The organism is Methylobacter sp. Wu1 (assembly GCF_036553575.1).
GTDB lineage: Bacteria > Pseudomonadota > Gammaproteobacteria > Methylococcales > Methylomonadaceae > Methylobacter.
Window position 1 is genome coordinate 52,762 of record NZ_JAZHOC010000020.1, and the last position, 15,666, is coordinate 68,427.

The window sequence follows — 15,666 nt, forward strand, 5'->3', positions numbered from 1 at the left end:
TTAAGCAACGCCATCACCGAAATGACGGTTGTGACGCTGCAGGCATGCCGTGATGTGCGTACCGAAGGCGCTGATAGACGTTTGATGCAATATCATTGACGTCTTTCTGAAATCCATGCCGGGGCGATCCAGCGTTTAATCCTCGTTATCGATCTCGAAGAATATCCACTTCACGCTTGGATGCGCCTCTTTGATTTGTCTTTCCATGGCATTGATTTTATCGACTGCATCGATGACGACCAGGTCGGGAGTCAGCTCAGCTTTGATCATAACCATGACGCTGTTGCCGTGGTGGATCGCCCACAGATTCAGGACCTGCCGCACGCAGGGCTGGTTTTCCAGATACTGTTTGATGCTGTCGTGGATGCCCTCGGCGCTCTCGCCCAGAATCAATGAATGCACTTCCCGGCCGACGATTATTGCAACACAGATCAATAACAGGCCGATCAGCATGGAGCCGGCGGCATCGAACGCGGTATTGCCGGTAAGCATCGTCAGGCCCAGCATGACCATCGCGATGAGGAGTCCTGCCAAGGCGGCTACATCCTCGCCGGTAATCACCATCAGCTCGCTGGAATGCGTCTCTTTAAACCATTGCCACAGTGTGCGCTCGCCTTTTTCTTCTTTTAGGGCCGCCAGCGCGCCATTCAGCGAGAACGATTCCAGCGCGACCGCTATCACCAGGATAAGAAACGCAACCTCAGCATTTTCAACCTCATGCGGATTCATATAGCGCAGCCAGCCTTCGTAAACCGAAAACACGCCGCCGACCGAGAATAAGGTAATCGCGACCATCATGGACCAGATATAGGCCTCGCGCCCGAACCCCATGGGGTGAAGTGGAGTTGCCTGTTTTTTCGAGCGCCGCATGCCGATCAATAGCAATATCTGATTGCCGGAATCGGCCAGGGAATGGATCGCCTCGGCCAGCAGCGAGCCCGAGCCTGTCCAGAAAGCGGCTCCCGCCTTGGCGATCGTGATACCGAGATTGGCAGCCAATGCATACAAAACGGCGGTGGTTGAACTGGAGTGTGACATGACTGTTGCCGGCCGGGTTGGATTAAAAATACAGGCTCATAAAGCAGCCGATGCTTCTGGCGCTTAACGGATTATCAAGATAAGTATAGGACGGATCGTAGCAAATAAAACTGAAATCCGGCAAATCGTTAAATCGCTTCTATTGGCTCTAGCCTGGAGGCTCAGGACATGTCGGCAGCCTGCTTAACCGATAGCGTGGATCAGCCAGGCAAGCAGCTTGATCGTCAGCCAGGCGACGAGTCCGACTACGACGATAATGGACAGCGCTATAAGCGCGATTGAAACGGTATTTCTCTCAACCGTAGCTTGCGGGGACTGATAGTATTTGTTCAACAACTGGACGTTTTTCTGGTTGGCTTTAAACGCGATGTCGAAGATGTCGCCGAAAAAAGGGATCGCTCCCAGAATCGCGTCAAAGATGGCGTTGACGCCCATGCGCATAAGCACAACGCGGGGGACGCCCATTCTGGCAGCCTGCCAGATAATGTAAGTGGATAAAATCCCGCCCGCTGAATCGCCTATGCCGGGGATCAGGCCGATCAGGCTGTCGAGCCCCATCCCGAACGATGTGCCTGGAATACGGAATGAGTTGTCCAGCAGCCTGGCCAGCTGCTCCAGTTTCTTCAATTGGTCCATTTAATTGCCTCGCAAGTGGGGCGGGGTTTGTTACCCCGCCCATGACGTCTCTGCGGTGCCTGGGTTAAGGAAATGTGCTTAACCGGTGCTAAACATTTCGGACGGGGCAACATGCCCCGTCCGGCTGCAGTTCAATTGATCCATTGACTCATGTCTCCTGGGCTGCGATTGTCTGCTTTTAAACCGCGCTATATTGCCAATAAAAATATCTGCCTGACTAAACGCAGTCTGTGCGATTGCGTACATAAACAGCCGCTTTACGAGCAGTCGGGAACACCGGCAGGCATCGGAACGATTGCCGCACACCGGTATCAAAACAATGCAGAGAGTCCTGCTCCACCTGACAATCAACGCTGTCGCGCAGCGCGACCGGCTTTCAAGGCGGCTCTATGACTTTATCCAAACTGACGACAACCCTGGTTCTGTGGCTGATGATGGTCGTGTTGCTGCTCATTATCGAACACTTCAGCTCGCCGCCTTTTCTATGGGACAAGATCGTTCTTACCCATATTTCGCAGCTTCGCAGCCTCTGGCTGGATCGGCTGTTCCTGTTCTTCACCCATTTCGGATCGCTTTATTTTCTGATGCCGGTAACGGCGTTCATTATATGGTTTCTGATCAGGAGCGGTCATTCGGGCGACGCATGGTTCCTGGCCTTAAGTCTGGGAGGAGCAAGCCTGATTGCGCACTTGGCCAAATATCTGTTTCAGCGTGTGCGGCCGGATGAGTTTCCGTTTATTGGCACGATGCCTCTCAATGCCTCGTTTCCGAGCGCCCATACCGCACAGGTCATGGCTTTCGTAATCACGGTTTACCTGATCCTAAGGCGGCTCGATATCCAAAGGGCATTCTGGTTTCTCGTCATTGCGGCGCCGGTCGCCGTCATGGTCGCATTGTCGCGCCTTTATCTGCAGGTGCACTACCCCTCGGATGTCCTGGCAGGCCTGGTGCTGGCGCTGCTGTGGATTATGGGCGTCGCACATCTTCTGAATACGATCGGCATCAGAGTCACTTGAGCATGCGCCACAAATTCCTGGGCACGGGGCAGAGCGGTTATCATCCCCTGCAAAAATTCAAGATCATCCTTTCAGGGCTGCGCTACGCCATCCTGTATGATTTCAGCGTCGCTTACAAAGTCCTGCTGTCGATCGCTGTTCTGGCCGTATGCTTCTATTTTCGCCAGTGGATCGATTTCCTGTCGGTATTTTCGGCGACCGGCCTCATGCTCATCGCTGAAATGTTCAACACGACCATCGAGACCCTGTGCGATTTCGTCGAAAACCGGGAGAACCAGAAAATCAAAGTCATCAAAGACATTGCGGCGGCCGCGGCCGGCATCAGCATTCTGATCTGGGTCGTGGTGATCGTATCGGAGCTGGGCCGGTTATGGTTCGTGATCAGGCCAGGCTAATCAGTGCTGCGGCTGAGGAAAGCGGTCGATACGGCGCAGCGAGGGAAACAGGCCGATCCACAACAGCGTGATGAGCAGCGTGGCGCCGCCGCCGATGACCACGGCCGGCACCAGCCCGAACCAGGCGGCGGTAATGCCGGATTCGAATTCGCCCAGCTCATTGGAGGCGCCGATAAACACCGAATTGACGGCGCTGACGCGGCCCCGGATCGCATCCGGCGTTTCAAGCTGCACGAGCAGATGACGGATGTAGACGCTGACCATGTCGCCGGCGCCCATTAGGAACAGCATCAGCAGCGATAGGTAAAAGTCTCTGGACAGGCCGAACACCACCGTCGCCAAGCCGAACAGCGCCACGCCGCCGAACATCCAGCGCCCGACCCGGCGCGTGATCGGCAGCCAGGCCAGCAGCACGGCCGTCGCCGCCGCGCCGACGGCCGGCGCCGTGCGCAGCAGGCCCAGGCCGTGCGGGCCGATATGCAGGATGTCGCGGGCATAGACCGGCAGCAATGCGACTGCGCCGCCGAACAGCACGGCAAACAGATCCAGCGAAATCGCGCCCAGTATGATCGGCTTGGCACGCACGAAACGCATGCCTTCCAGCAGTGTATGCCAGGAAACCGGCTGCCGGCTTGCAGCCGCATTCCTGTCAGTGCGGATAAACAGCATCAGCAGCGCCGACAGCGCCAGGAGGCCGGCAACGACAGCGTAGACCGTTTCGGGCCCGGCCAGATACAGCAATCCGCCCAGTGAAGGGCCGACGATAACGGCGACATGATACAGCGAGGAGTTCAGCGCCACGGCGTTGCCGAAACGCTCGGGCGGCACCAGATTGATCACGATGGCCTGACTGGCCGGCATCATGAACGCGCGCGCCGAACCGTACAGCGCCATGACCGCAAACACCGGCCAGACTTCTTTCAGCCCTGCCAGAGAAAAGCCCAGCAACAGCAGGCCGCAGAGCATTTCCACAACAAAGCACAACGTGATGATCCGGTGCCGGTTCCAGTGATCCGCGGCCTGTCCCGCAATCAGGATCAGCACGGCGAAAGGCGCGAATTGCGACAGACCGACCAGGCCCAGATCCATGACATCGCCGCTGAGCGCATAAATCTGCCAGCCCACGGCGACGAGCTGCATTTGCACGGCGATTGTGGCGAGCAGTTTTGCGCTCAGATACAGAGCGAAGTTACGATGACGCAGCGCGCCGAATCCGTTCAGGGATTTTGACATGAGGGTGACCTTAATAAAGCTGTATTCAAAAGCACGTGCCGCAAGCGCAGGCACAGGAACGCGTAAGTTTACCATCATGCGGCAAGTTGACCTCCAACTCGTACATCGCAAGGCCGGTTTGGCCTTTATTGAACATGCTTTGTAAAGGCTTACAGGATTAAGCCATAAAAAAACCTATCTGATTCAAAGCCAACTTGTGAAAAATCGCGACTGTCTCACATTTTTCAGATTTAACTGTAGCTGATTCTCTTCTGTAACAAAATCGTCATATAGCGCTGATAGAGTTTCGGCTCCCATGGAGCGGGGTTGTTCAGGACTAACCATGCTGGGGCAAGACAAATAATGACAAAAAACTTGAAAGTGGGGTTGCGGGGGTTTTCTGAAAAAAATGCCGAAAAAATCGAGAAAATTTTTCAAGCGACAGGAAACCGGGAGCGCACTTACTCTATTGCAGAACTGACTGATCGAGCCGACCTGTTGATTGTCGATATCGATAATAAGGCATTATCCGGCAGTGAAGCCTCTATCGATGCCGCGCATCCTGAAACTCCGGTCGTGACCGTCGGTCAGTCCGACAAACCCGAAGGCTCCGATTATCATATTAAAGGTCTGCTGCTGGCGACCCGGGTCATTCGTGTACTCGACCAAGTCAAAATCCCTGCCGGCAACAGACAGGCCTTCGTCAACAGCGAACGGCCCTACGAAGCCAATAACTACGTGGCCGATGCCAGAGCCCCGCAGCACAAGACCTATGCTTATGCCGTTCTTGTAGTGGACGACAGCGAACTGATGCAGAAAACCATCGCGCTGGAACTGGGGAAGGCATCTTTGCCGTTGAGCGTCGATTTCGCCGAGAGCGGCGAACGGGCCCTGGCCAGGGTGGCGGCAAGAACCTACGATTTCATTTTTCTCGATGTCATGATGCCGGGCATGGACGGCTACGAAACCTGCGGCCGGATCAGGAAAATCGCCGAGATGAAGAAAACACCGATCATCATGCTGTCGGCCAGGACTTCGCCGCTGGATGAAGTTAAAGGCGTCATGGCCGGCTGCACGAATTACATCACCAAGCCGATCAAGTCGGATGAGTTCCAGAACATGCTGGACCGCATCATGAACTGGCTGAGCAATTACAAAAAACAATAAAAAGGGAGCCGCGATGGCGATTAGAAAAATTTTATGCGTCGACGACATGGTTGTCGAACTGAGCAATCTGAAAAACATCCTGACCGAGGCCGGATACGAAGTCATGACGGCGCACTCAGGCAAAGCCGCGATTGAGGCCATCGCAGTCAACGGCAAGCCCGACCTGATTTTCATGGATATCGTCATGCCGGAAGTCGATGGCTTCACGGCCTGCCGCAAACTGGCCAATGATGAGGCTACCCGGGATATTCCGGTGATCTTTCTGTCCAGCAAGGGCGAGCAGGCCGATAAAGTCTGGGCCCAATTGCAGGGAGGCAAGGCCTATATCACCAAGCCCTATCTGAAAAATGAGATTCTGGACCAGATAAAGGTGTTCGAGCGGTGAGCGCGCTGCTCGAAGAAACCGAGGCCAAGCTGCCGGATTCATACATCGACCCTGTTGTTTCGCCCAATGCGGCTCAGGGCATGCAACGCTATGGCTTCAGGATAGGCCCTTTAGGCTTTCTGTTTCCCGAACAGTGCCCCGGCGAGATCGTCATGAACCCGGAAATCCGGCCAATCCCGCATACCCGGAACTGGATGCCGGGCGTCATGGCGTTGCGCAGCAACCTGATTCCGGTTTTCGATCTGCATGCGCTGTTGCTCCAGGCGCCGGCCGATCTCAACAAACCGATGGTGCTGGTCCTGGATCAAGGCAAACAGGCGCTGGGTTTCGTGTTGAAAGCCTCGCCGCAGTGGCTGACGGGACTCATGGAAATATCGGCAGCGGATGTGCCGGTACCTGACCTGATCGCCGCTCAGGTCAGCAAGGCTTATCGGCAACAAGAGACGGTTTGGTTGGCCTTCAACAAAACGGATTTTTTCACGTTTCTCGCTGAAAACGCGAAGTCCTGTTGACAATATCTGATTGAACAATAATCAAAAACATGAAAAATCTAAGTATACGACTCAAGCTTCACGGTGCCTTTCTGTTGATGCTGGCGGTCCTGGCCGTGCTAGGTTATTACGCCTTCGAACGCATGGATTCTTATTCCGAAGAAATGGCTCGAAGCAACGAGCAGGCCAATAAAATTGCCAATCTGTCCCTGGAGGCTACAGTCCTGTTCAAGAAACAGGTGCAGGAATGGAAAAACATGCTGATCCGAGGCCATGTGCAAAAGGACTATGACAAATACAGCGCCCAGTTCGAGGACATGCGTCTGCAAACCCAAAGCACCGTCAGGCAACTGCGCAGGCTCGCCGAGGGACATCCCGATATTATCAAGGCCGCCGACCAGTTTCTGGTCGAGCATGATCGTCTGACCGCACTTTACCATGCGGCGATTCCGTTATTATTCATGAATAAAGACGGCCTCGGTTATCGCGATGTCGATATCAAGGTGCGCGGCATCGACCGCGCCCCGACGGATGCGATTCAGCATATTGCCGAACAGGCCCAGCGTTTGAAAATCCAGACCGCCAAAACGACGGAAGAATCGATAGCGCAGTTCAAGCGGGAAACAGCCACCATCGGCCTGGCTCTGGTCTTCCTGCTGATCAGCCTGTATGTGGCGGTCGTCGAGTTCAGCGTCCTGAAACCGGTCCGGTTCCTGACGGCATTGGTGAACAAGATTTCCCAGGGTGACTACGAGGCGCGCGCCAAAGTCGACGCCAAAGACGAAATCGGCATCCTGGCCCGCAGCTTCGACGCGCTGCTGGACGAGCGGGCCGAGAAACTGGCCGCTTCGGAAAGGGCCAGAGCCGAGCTGAACAGCTCGGTCATCGCCTTGCTGCAGTCAGTCGCCCGTTTGAGTCAGCGGGATCTGACCGTCCATATTCCGGTTTCCGAAGACATCACCGGCACACTGTCGGATGCGATCAACCTGCTGGCTCAGGAGACGGCATCGACGCTGAAGGATGTGAACCATGTGTCGGAGCGCGTCAACCTGTCGTCCAGCAAGGTGAAAAGCCAGTCCGATGCGGTCATGGTTTTCGCCGAGCAGGAAAGGATGGAGACGGAGAAAATGCTTGAGGAGCTGAATTCGGCGGTAATGATGATGCTGAATGTTGCGCGCATTTCCCAGACCACGAACACCTCGTCCAAGGAGGCCATGCAGGCCACCGACACGGCGCTGCAGGCCGTGACCGACACCGTACAGAGCATCAACAAGATCCGCGAGATCATCCGCGAGATCGAAAAGCGGATCAAGCGGCTTGGCGAGCGTTCGCAGGAAATCACCGGCGCCGTCAACATCATCAACGAAATCGCCGAGCGCACGCACGTGCTGGCGCTGAACGCCGGCATGCAGGCTGCGCAGGCCGGCGAAGCGGGACGGGGCTTCATGGTCGTCGCGAACGAGGTGCAACGGCTGGCGGAAAGCTCACGCGAAGCGACCGGCCAAATCTCGCTGCTGGTGAAAAACATCCAGGTCGACACGGCCGACGCCGTCAACACGATGAACGATGTAATCACGCAGGTCGTTGAAGGCACGAGGCTGGCCGAAGAGGCGGGCGACCGCATGAAAGACACGCGTAACGTGACCGTGAAGCTGGTCGAGTATGTTCACGACATTGCCGACAAAGCCATGAAGCAGGTCAAACTGGGGCAGATCCTGAAAGAGCGCGCCACGGTGATTCAGCAAAGCACCCAAAAAACTCATATCCAGCTACAGGCGCAATCACAGCTTTCAGAAGGCCTGGTTAATGACGCCGAGACACTGCTGAAAAAAGTCCGCGTGTTCAGACTGCCCGCCTGATAACGAGCCCACTGTATGTCGCAAGATTCAATGAGCGTGTTGGAACCATTCAGATCAACGCTGGATCAGCTCGATCTTCAACTGGAGGAACTGCTGGCGGCTAACAGCGATGAAAGCCGCCAGGAACTGGCCGAGCAGCTCTGCGAAGGCTGGCAAATCCTGGCCGAGCAGCTTGTCGAAGCCGGCACGCCGGCCCTGATGGATCTGATCGCTTTATACGCCGAAAACCTGGATCTCTTGCTCGCAAGCCGTGAAAACGGATTGCCCGCGTCGGAGCAGTCCCTGTTGCGGCGTTGGCACGAAGCCTGTCGTCATTACCTGCAGGCGCCGGCAGATGAAAAAGTTATTGCCGCCTGGGTTTCGCTGCTGCATGACCCTGCATGGCAGGAGCCTTTGCATGAGGACGATGCGGCCGAGCTGATCAATGGCTTGGTTGAATTCGCGGAGTTCATGACGGCAGCCCCGACCGTGCCGTCATCGGAAGAAGTCATTCACGATGACATCGGGCTCCAGAATGATGACGAGCCGTTCATAGAACCGCTGGCCGACAGGCCGGTCGAGCCGGTAGACCTGGCTCTGGTGCATATGATCAGCGATGTATTCGGCAAGGTCGCCGATGACCTGACTCATACGCTGGCCAAGTTCAATTGCGCATCGCTGACCGACTATCAGCAGTCCTTAAGCGCCAACGATTTTTTGCTGGAAAATATCAACAAAGCCTGCGAAACGGTAGGTCTGTTCGGTCTAAGCTATGTATTCAGAAGACTCTGGCTGAATGTCGTCGCCAAGGCGGCTGACGACCATGACTATGACGCGGAATGCAATCTTTTCGGCATAGCGCTGATCCTGATTCAGGAATATCTGACCGACATCGGTAATGACACGCACTGTAGCGCGCTGGTCCGGCATCTGCATGAGCCGGGCTGGCGCCGGCCGCTGCCGGATGCGATGCAAGGCAGCTTATTCGAGGCGCTTAACGTATCCGTGACCGATTCCGCTGCGCAGCGCGCCCGTCTCGAAAGAACCATCGCCGGGCCGGATGACGTATCGCTGGCAATACCGGGCGAGGTCGACGGCGAACTGGTGCAGGCCTTGCTGCATGAATTGCCGGTTTTGACGGAAAATTTCTCGGCGGCCATTCTGGCCATTATCGGCGCCGATGCCTCACAGTCGCGGCTATTGGAGGCGCAGCGCATCGCCCATACCTTGAAAGGGGCCTGCAACACGATCGGCGTTCACGGCATCGCCAATCTGACGCACTGCCTTGAAGCGATTCTGGAAGCGCTCAACACGGAACAGGCGCTGCCCGGCAGGGAACTCGGGACCGTGCTGCTCGATGCGGCCGATTGTGTGGCCGCCATGTCCGAGTGCCTGCAAGGCGAGGGCACGGCGCCGGAACAGGCGCTGGCCGTTTTGCAACAGGTTCTGGACTGGGATTACCGGATCAAGAAGGAAGGCTTGACCGGCCTGGATGTTTCGAATGGAGCCCCCAAAGCGGATGTGCCGGCGGAAACGGAAAATACCGGTCATGATGACGATCGGGCCAAGGCCAAGACGCACATTCCGTCAGTCATGCTCGATCAGATCATCGAAGTGGCCGCCGAAGCGGGCAGTATCGGCGAGCGGGTGCATGACAAAATCGGCAATTTGCTGAACGGCAGCGACGAAGTCCGCGAACTGACTTGGCGGCTCAGCGAGCTGGTCGCCGAGATGGACCGGCTGGTCAATATACAAAGCGTGACAGCCAGGGACAGCCGCGGCAGTCAGGTCTTCGATACACTGGAGCTGGAGCAGTACAGCGAAGTGCATACCTGCCTCAGCCGTCTGGCCGAGGCAGCGGCCGACGTGCGCGAGCAGAATGCGCAAATGCACCGGCAATTGCTTGACGGCAAGAACCTCCTGATCGAACAGCGCAACGTGCAGAAAGAGCATCTGGAACACGTGCAGAACCTGCGGCTGGTACCTGTGCAGAGGATCGTCCCGCGCTGCCAGCGCATCGTCAGGCAGACCGCCAGAATGACCGGCAAGGAAGTCGAGCTGCAAATCAGCGGTGAAAATACCCTGATCGACAGCGAAATCCTCAATGGCCTGACCGATGCCCTGATGCATCTGCTGCGCAATGCCGTCGATCACGGCATCGAAGCGCCGGAAAGCCGCGTGCAGGCCGGCAAGCCGGGACAGGGCACCATAAGGCTGAGTTTTGCTAACGACCGTAACGCGCTCACTATCAGCTGCGAGGATGACGGCAGCGGCCTTGATACGGCCAAAATAGGGGCGACAGCGCAGGCCAGGGGCTGGATCACGGATCAGCAGGCGCTATCAGACGAGCAGATACAACGGCTGATTTTCCGCCCAGGCTTCTCGACCAAGGAACGGGTCAGCCATGTGTCCGGACGCGGCATCGGCATGGATGCCATTCAGGCGCAGGTCGCGAGCATGAACGGCGTCATGGATCTGGCCTCGAAGCCTGGTTGCGGTCTGTCCGTAACCATAAACGTGCCTTCTAACCGCTATGACGCGCCGATGATTCTGGTCAAAATAGACGGTCAGACCTACGCGGTGTCGGAACACGGCATCGAGCATATTTTCTGCGCACTGGACGGCAGGCTGAAGGTTGAAACGGATGGCTCTTTTCACTACCAGGTCGAGGAATGCCGCTACTCGGCCGATACGTTGGATCACCTGCTCGGGCTGGGAGGCAAAAACCGGATGCCCGACAAGGCTGCCGGCCTGCTTTTCAAGGCCCGCAACGGTGCGGAACAAGTTGTGCTGGTCGATCAGGTCATCGGTTACAAAAACCTGATGATCCGTCCTTTCGGCGATTACCTGAAAGGCGTTTACGGCGTCCTGGGCGGCGTAATGCTGGGCAGCGGCCAAATCGCGCCGGTCATTGATCTATTCGAGCTTATTTCCGATGCCGAAAGACGCGCGAATGCCGATCAATTCACAGAACTGACGCCCGCCAGGCCGCACGCGGCGAAAACGCTGGCGCTGGTTGTCGACGATTCGCTGTCCGCCAGAAAGGCTACCGTGCAATTACTGAAGGATGCCGGGTTCGAGGTACAGACAGCCATAGACGGGCTCGACGCGATTGAAAAAATCGAGGCCCAAAAGCCCGACATCATTCTGTCGGATCTGGAAATGCCGAGAATGAACGGCATCGAACTGACCCGCTATTTGAGAGCGATGCCGGACCTGAAGGCTATTCCGCTGATCATGATCACTTCCCGTTCCAGCGAAAAACATCGCGATCAGGCCGATAACGCCGGCGTGACGCTGTACTTGACCAAGCCGTTCAGCGAGGACGATCTGATCATCAAGCTAAACGGCCTGTTAGAGCGAAAACTGATTCAGGCGGCATGATAAGGAAAAATGCTGCGCCTTTCTTGACGTTCGGCGGCATTCTGTCAATTTCCGCAACCTTGTTGCGTTTCAATATGCCAGGATTTACGCAAGCCAGTGGGGGCGGCTTTAGTCACCTCTATGCCTGGGCGACTAAAGTCGCCCCCACATTTTTAAAACCGCTTTTTTTCATTTTTAGTTCACCTTATCCTACTATCTACCGGCAGCAGAAGAGCAAAATGCGTAAGTCCAGGAATGTTTATTATTCCCAGCCGACCGGCTCGTATCCGCGCTCCTGAAGACATCTGTTTACGAAGTTTACATAAGCAGGATTGCTCTGCGGCTTGCTGAATAGCCAGCTCAGCAGTCCGCCGGTTAAGCCAGCGACCGCTCCGGCTGCCGATCCGGCGCCCGCTGAGCCCACTACCGCGCCTCCCACGGCGCCTGATGCTGCGCCGATGGCAGTGCCCCCGGCAGCCCTGGCTGCCGCATTTCCAGCGCCGCTGCTGGAATCGGCTCCGGCCGCCTCTGCGAGATGCATGCAGTTCGCGATATCGCCTTTCGCGACCGTTGGGCCGACGGAGTTGTAATATTCGTTGGGATAAAGAACCGGGCGAGTCGATGCGCAGCCTTCCACTGCCAGGGCAGCGACAAGGATCAAAAAAATCTTGAACATGAGAATCTCCTATTTCAGAGGATAATTGGGGAAGCGATCTTGTGCCGAACGCCGGAACTGCAGATCGGCTTTTCATCCGTCCGGCTCGATTCCGGTATAGCGCCAGGACAGTGCCAATGCTACATCATCACCTGCGGTAATAGCCATTGCTTTGCTATGAGTTGCGAAACCTTCAGGCCAAGCAAAAAATACCTCCCTGGCTTTCTGGTGCGCGTCGATGCCTCCTGGATGCGTTGCCGCAGGCGCCAAGCACCAGTATCTCAAGGATATGACAGGCGGAAACCACAGAAAATCCTTAGGTTATGATGTTATGCGCGAATCGATCTAAGTTTTGTTTTATCGGATCTGTAGTGTAGGGTCGAATTCATTTATGCCCTTTGGCTACTTGTGCTCCTTCGGGTATTCGCACAGCCTGCCTGTCTCGGTCGTCCCGGATCGAATACCCTGAAAGGCACCGTGAATTCGACCCTACAACTACGTAACATCAGTTACACATCTTAAGTGTTAGAATGATTGTATTGAAACGCCATTCCAAGATTGGAATGGTCGGTTTTATGGACATTCATATAAGAATTCACCGGCTCACTTGTTCGACCTGGATGATATGAACTGTAAAATCATGCAGGGAACAGCCCACTTAAGGAACAATCAATGCGAATGACAAAAATACTGGCCATCAGCGGCAGCCTGCGCAAGGCGTCGTTGAATACCGCGCTGCTGCGCGCCGTTTCGAAACTGGCGCCGGCGGATGTCCGGATTGAGCTCTACAACGGCATGGATAAGCTGCCTTTGTTCAATCCGGACATCGAAGCCATCGATCCGCCGGCGGTAGCGGATTTGCGCAATCGCCTGCTCGGCGCAGACGGAGTGCTGATAGCGAGCCCGGAGTACGCGCATGGCGTCACCGGCGTCATGAAAAATGCCCTGGACTGGATGGTGGGCTGCGAGGCTTTCGTAAACAAGCCCGTCGCATTGCTCAATGCTTCGCCGCGGGCAACTCATGCACAGGCTGCCCTGAAAGAGACAATCGCCGTGATGTCCGCCAGAATCATCGATGAGGCATCTATTACCGTGCCGATTCTTGGTTCGAAACTTGATGAGCTAGAGATTGTCTCAGATCCCGGAATTTCCGCCGCGCTGCATGAAGCTGTTCTGGCTTTCCGGCGCGCAATAGAGTTTCATCGGGCTGAAGACTGCAACGGCTAAGGACGTTTGCCCGCTTGCAGGTTTTGTAAAAACACGCCGCTGCTGAAGCGGAAATCAGGATTTTCATTGGATAACCATCAATAGGAGAGTTATGAACATCATTACGATTCGTCAGGCTGTTGCGTCGGATATTGACGCGCTTGCGCCTTTGTTTGACAGCTATCGGCAATTCTATGGCCGCGAGAGCGATATTCGTGCCGCGCGCGAGTTTCTATTGGCCCGTTTCAATCATGGCGAGTCGGCCGTGTTTATCGCCCATGACGCGAACGCTGCCATCGGGTTCGCCCAACTTTATCCGAGCTTTTCGTCTGTCTCGCTTGCCAGAACTTTTGTGCTCAATGACCTTTTTGTGCGCGAGAGCAGTCGCCGTAAAGGCGTTGCTTCCTTACTGCTGGCAGCGGCGGTGGAATTCGGCAAATCATTGGCTGCGGCGCGCCTTTCGCTGTCAACGGCGGTAAGCAACGAGACGGCGCAAGCCCTATATCAATCGGCCGGTTGGCGGCGTGATGAACAGTTTTTTGTCTATCACTATGCCATTCCGGCTCAATAATACTGGAGGCTACCGCTATCGGTAGCAAGGAATGAAAATGAAGGGTAGTTGTTTATGCGGGACCATTAAATACGAAATCGAGAGCATTGACATGCCTGTCGGCCACTGCCATTGCCAGACTTGCAGAAAGGCGCACGCAGCGCCGTTTGCCTCCACCGCTGGCGTAAAGCGCAAGCACTTCCGCTGGCTGCAGGGTGAGAACAGGCTTTCATCCTTCATGTCGTCTCCGGGAAAGCTGCGCCATTTCTGTTCCGTATGCGGCTCCCATCTGGTCGCCGAACGCATAGGCCAGCCTCATGTGATCGTCCGCATCGCGACGCTTGATGAGGACCCGGGCATCAAATCTTCGATGCACATCTGGACATCGCATGATGTCCCATGGCTTGACTACGAAGATATGCCGGCTTATGCGGAATGGCAGCCGGGACGGTGAGGCGCAGGCCAGAAAGTAACGGCTCCAAACGACGTAGAGAAGCGCATCAATCGCGAAACGATGCGCCGGCAGCCTCTTATCAGTTAGGGCGCCACCGCCTCCATAGTCGCTTGCCCGAGAGCATGCCGTCGGTGCGTTGGGAACACTAAAAGGCTTGAGCACTCGCTGGAAGTCTGTCGATTCGGCGACATGCCCCGTTATCGAGCTTACCGCGTTTCCAGATGAAGTCTGAGTCAACTTGGGCGGTATGGCGCTGCTCATAGTCGGGCACCTGCACGCATCGGCACGCGGCATCCTCCAGTTTGGCGTTAATCAGCAAATACTCTGGCACCACTGAGTCGGCCAGGATTTCACCTGTCGTCATGAACGGTGTTACACCGTTGGCAGAGCTGCCCCGGACGGCGAAGCCTAGACCGGTGAATGCCGGAAATATGCCGTAGTCACTGCGCAGGGAGTCCGTGCTTTCCGGGGTGTCATACAAATGGGCCGCAAGCTCCGCCATCTCTCTCACGCCATTTATATAGACGTCTTGCGGCACATCTTCATACTGTCTTGCCACGTTGCAGATCTGTTGCTCGCCAGGACTGAGGTTCGGGGAAGTGCAGTTGCCGGCCGGGCCGCCAAGGTCATCGGCAATGGCAGGCAGTACATTGGGCCATGTGGCGAGCAGCGGGTTTACGACCTGTCTTTGTTCAGGCGTCGGGCGGCAGCGCATTACCACCAGATCCTGGCCATCCCGGTAGAAGTTGCCTATGAAATCCAGGAAACCGTCCACTGTCGCGGGCGGCTTGAAGAACGTAGCGGCAGTGAAAAAAGCACGTTTACCCAGCGTGATCGATGTCACAGCTGTTCCAGGCGGCACCCAAACCAGGCGAAGAAAATCATTGTAACCATCGGCACGCGAATCCTTCGTAATGTCGGCGGCGTTGGCATGATCGAGGCGTCTTTTGGCAGCGCCGGCCGGCATCAGATCTGCTGCGCTAAGGATGGTATTTTGCTTTGGCAAATCACCGATTTCTTGCATCTCATTTGCGGCAAGTGAGTGATTCATTATTACCATGATCAGCGTCGAGATTAACAAGAAAACGGACTTCAATAACGGATGGGTTGGCATGGCTCGTTCCTCTGACATTTAGCGCTGGAATTAATTTTCCATCATAAGGTTTAAACCACCGGCTTTAGCCGGTCAGCTTTAGCTGCGATAATCTGGCCAAGGAGGTGGCAATGGACTATAGATACGGCAGCCATACGGTTTACCAA

The 15,666-nt window shown here is 55.7% G+C and carries 15 protein-coding genes; 10 read left to right on the plus strand and 5 right to left on the minus strand.

Annotation, left to right across the window (positions count from 1 at the left end):
- Positions 1-135 precede the first annotated feature (135 nt).
- A complete protein-coding gene (locus V2P20_RS01945) occupies positions 136-1,038 on the minus strand; it encodes a cation diffusion facilitator family transporter (protein ID WP_331815540.1) in 903 nt (300 codons plus the stop codon).
- Positions 1,039-1,221: 183 nt separating this feature from the next.
- Positions 1,222-1,674, minus strand: a complete 453-nt coding sequence (locus V2P20_RS01950; RefSeq protein ID WP_331815543.1) for a DUF4112 domain-containing protein — start codon at positions 1,672-1,674, stop codon at positions 1,222-1,224.
- Positions 1,675-2,063: 389 nt separating this feature from the next.
- Between V2P20_RS01950 and V2P20_RS01955 the strand changes: the two genes are divergently transcribed.
- Positions 2,064-2,690, plus strand: a complete 627-nt coding sequence (locus V2P20_RS01955) for a phosphatase PAP2 family protein (protein ID WP_331815544.1) — start codon at positions 2,064-2,066, stop codon at positions 2,688-2,690.
- Between the two features lie 2 nt (positions 2,691-2,692).
- Positions 2,693-3,085 carry a diacylglycerol kinase gene (locus V2P20_RS01960; RefSeq protein WP_331815546.1) on the plus strand — a complete coding sequence of 131 codons (393 nt, stop codon included), beginning with the start codon at positions 2,693-2,695 and terminating at the stop codon, positions 3,083-3,085.
- On the opposite strand, the gene V2P20_RS01965 is transcribed toward V2P20_RS01960, so the two are convergent.
- Positions 3,086-4,318 carry an MFS transporter gene (locus V2P20_RS01965; RefSeq protein ID WP_331815548.1) on the minus strand — a complete coding sequence of 411 codons (1,233 nt, stop codon included), beginning with the start codon at positions 4,316-4,318 and terminating at the stop codon, positions 3,086-3,088.
- A gap of 342 nt (positions 4,319-4,660) precedes the next feature.
- Between V2P20_RS01965 and V2P20_RS01970 the strand changes: the two genes are divergently transcribed.
- The 5 genes from V2P20_RS01970 to V2P20_RS01990 are packed head-to-tail and all read left to right on the plus strand — an operon-like array spanning position 4,661 to position 11,562.
- Positions 4,661-5,464 carry a response regulator gene (locus V2P20_RS01970; RefSeq protein WP_331815550.1) on the plus strand — a complete coding sequence of 268 codons (804 nt, stop codon included), beginning with the start codon at positions 4,661-4,663 and terminating at the stop codon, positions 5,462-5,464.
- A 13-nt stretch (positions 5,465-5,477) separates the two neighbouring features.
- A complete protein-coding gene (locus tag V2P20_RS01975) occupies positions 5,478-5,849 on the plus strand; it encodes a response regulator (RefSeq protein ID WP_194971827.1) in 372 nt (123 codons plus the stop codon).
- Complete coding sequence (locus V2P20_RS01980; protein WP_331815554.1) at positions 5,846-6,361, plus strand: chemotaxis protein CheW; 516 nt, start codon at positions 5,846-5,848, stop codon at positions 6,359-6,361. Before V2P20_RS01975 ends, V2P20_RS01980 begins: the two co-directional genes overlap by 4 nt.
- Before the next feature lie 29 nt (positions 6,362-6,390).
- On the plus strand, positions 6,391-8,199 hold the full coding sequence (locus V2P20_RS01985; RefSeq protein ID WP_331815556.1) for a methyl-accepting chemotaxis protein: 1,809 nt from the start codon (positions 6,391-6,393) through the stop codon (positions 8,197-8,199).
- 15 nt (positions 8,200-8,214) lie between these two features.
- Positions 8,215-11,562 (plus strand): response regulator, encoded by a 3,348-nt coding sequence (locus V2P20_RS01990; protein ID WP_331815559.1) that lies wholly within the window; start codon positions 8,215-8,217, stop codon positions 11,560-11,562.
- A 241-nt stretch (positions 11,563-11,803) separates the two neighbouring features.
- Here the strand turns inward: V2P20_RS01990 and V2P20_RS01995 are convergent, their stop codons facing one another.
- Positions 11,804-12,217 carry a glycine zipper family protein gene (locus V2P20_RS01995; RefSeq protein ID WP_331815561.1) on the minus strand — a complete coding sequence of 138 codons (414 nt, stop codon included), beginning with the start codon at positions 12,215-12,217 and terminating at the stop codon, positions 11,804-11,806.
- A 651-nt stretch (positions 12,218-12,868) separates the two neighbouring features.
- Between V2P20_RS01995 and V2P20_RS02000 the strand changes: the two genes are divergently transcribed.
- The 3 genes from V2P20_RS02000 to V2P20_RS02010 all read left to right on the plus strand — a co-directional run bounded on the left by V2P20_RS02000 (position 12,869) and on the right by V2P20_RS02010 (position 14,406).
- Positions 12,869-13,423: an NADPH-dependent FMN reductase gene (locus V2P20_RS02000; RefSeq protein WP_331815563.1), complete on the plus strand. Its 555-nt coding sequence runs from the start codon at positions 12,869-12,871 to the stop codon at positions 13,421-13,423.
- A 91-nt stretch (positions 13,424-13,514) separates the two neighbouring features.
- Entirely contained in the window at positions 13,515-13,973 is a 459-nt protein-coding gene (locus tag V2P20_RS02005; RefSeq protein WP_331815566.1) for a GNAT family N-acetyltransferase, read from the plus strand.
- Positions 13,974-14,010: 37 nt separating this feature from the next.
- Positions 14,011-14,406 (plus strand): GFA family protein, encoded by a 396-nt coding sequence (locus V2P20_RS02010; RefSeq protein ID WP_331815568.1) that lies wholly within the window; start codon positions 14,011-14,013, stop codon positions 14,404-14,406.
- A 145-nt stretch (positions 14,407-14,551) separates the two neighbouring features.
- Here the strand turns inward: V2P20_RS02010 and V2P20_RS02015 are convergent, their stop codons facing one another.
- Positions 14,552-15,520, minus strand: a complete 969-nt coding sequence (locus V2P20_RS02015; RefSeq protein ID WP_331815571.1) for a hypothetical protein — start codon at positions 15,518-15,520, stop codon at positions 14,552-14,554.
- Between the last annotated feature and the right edge of the window lie 146 nt (positions 15,521-15,666).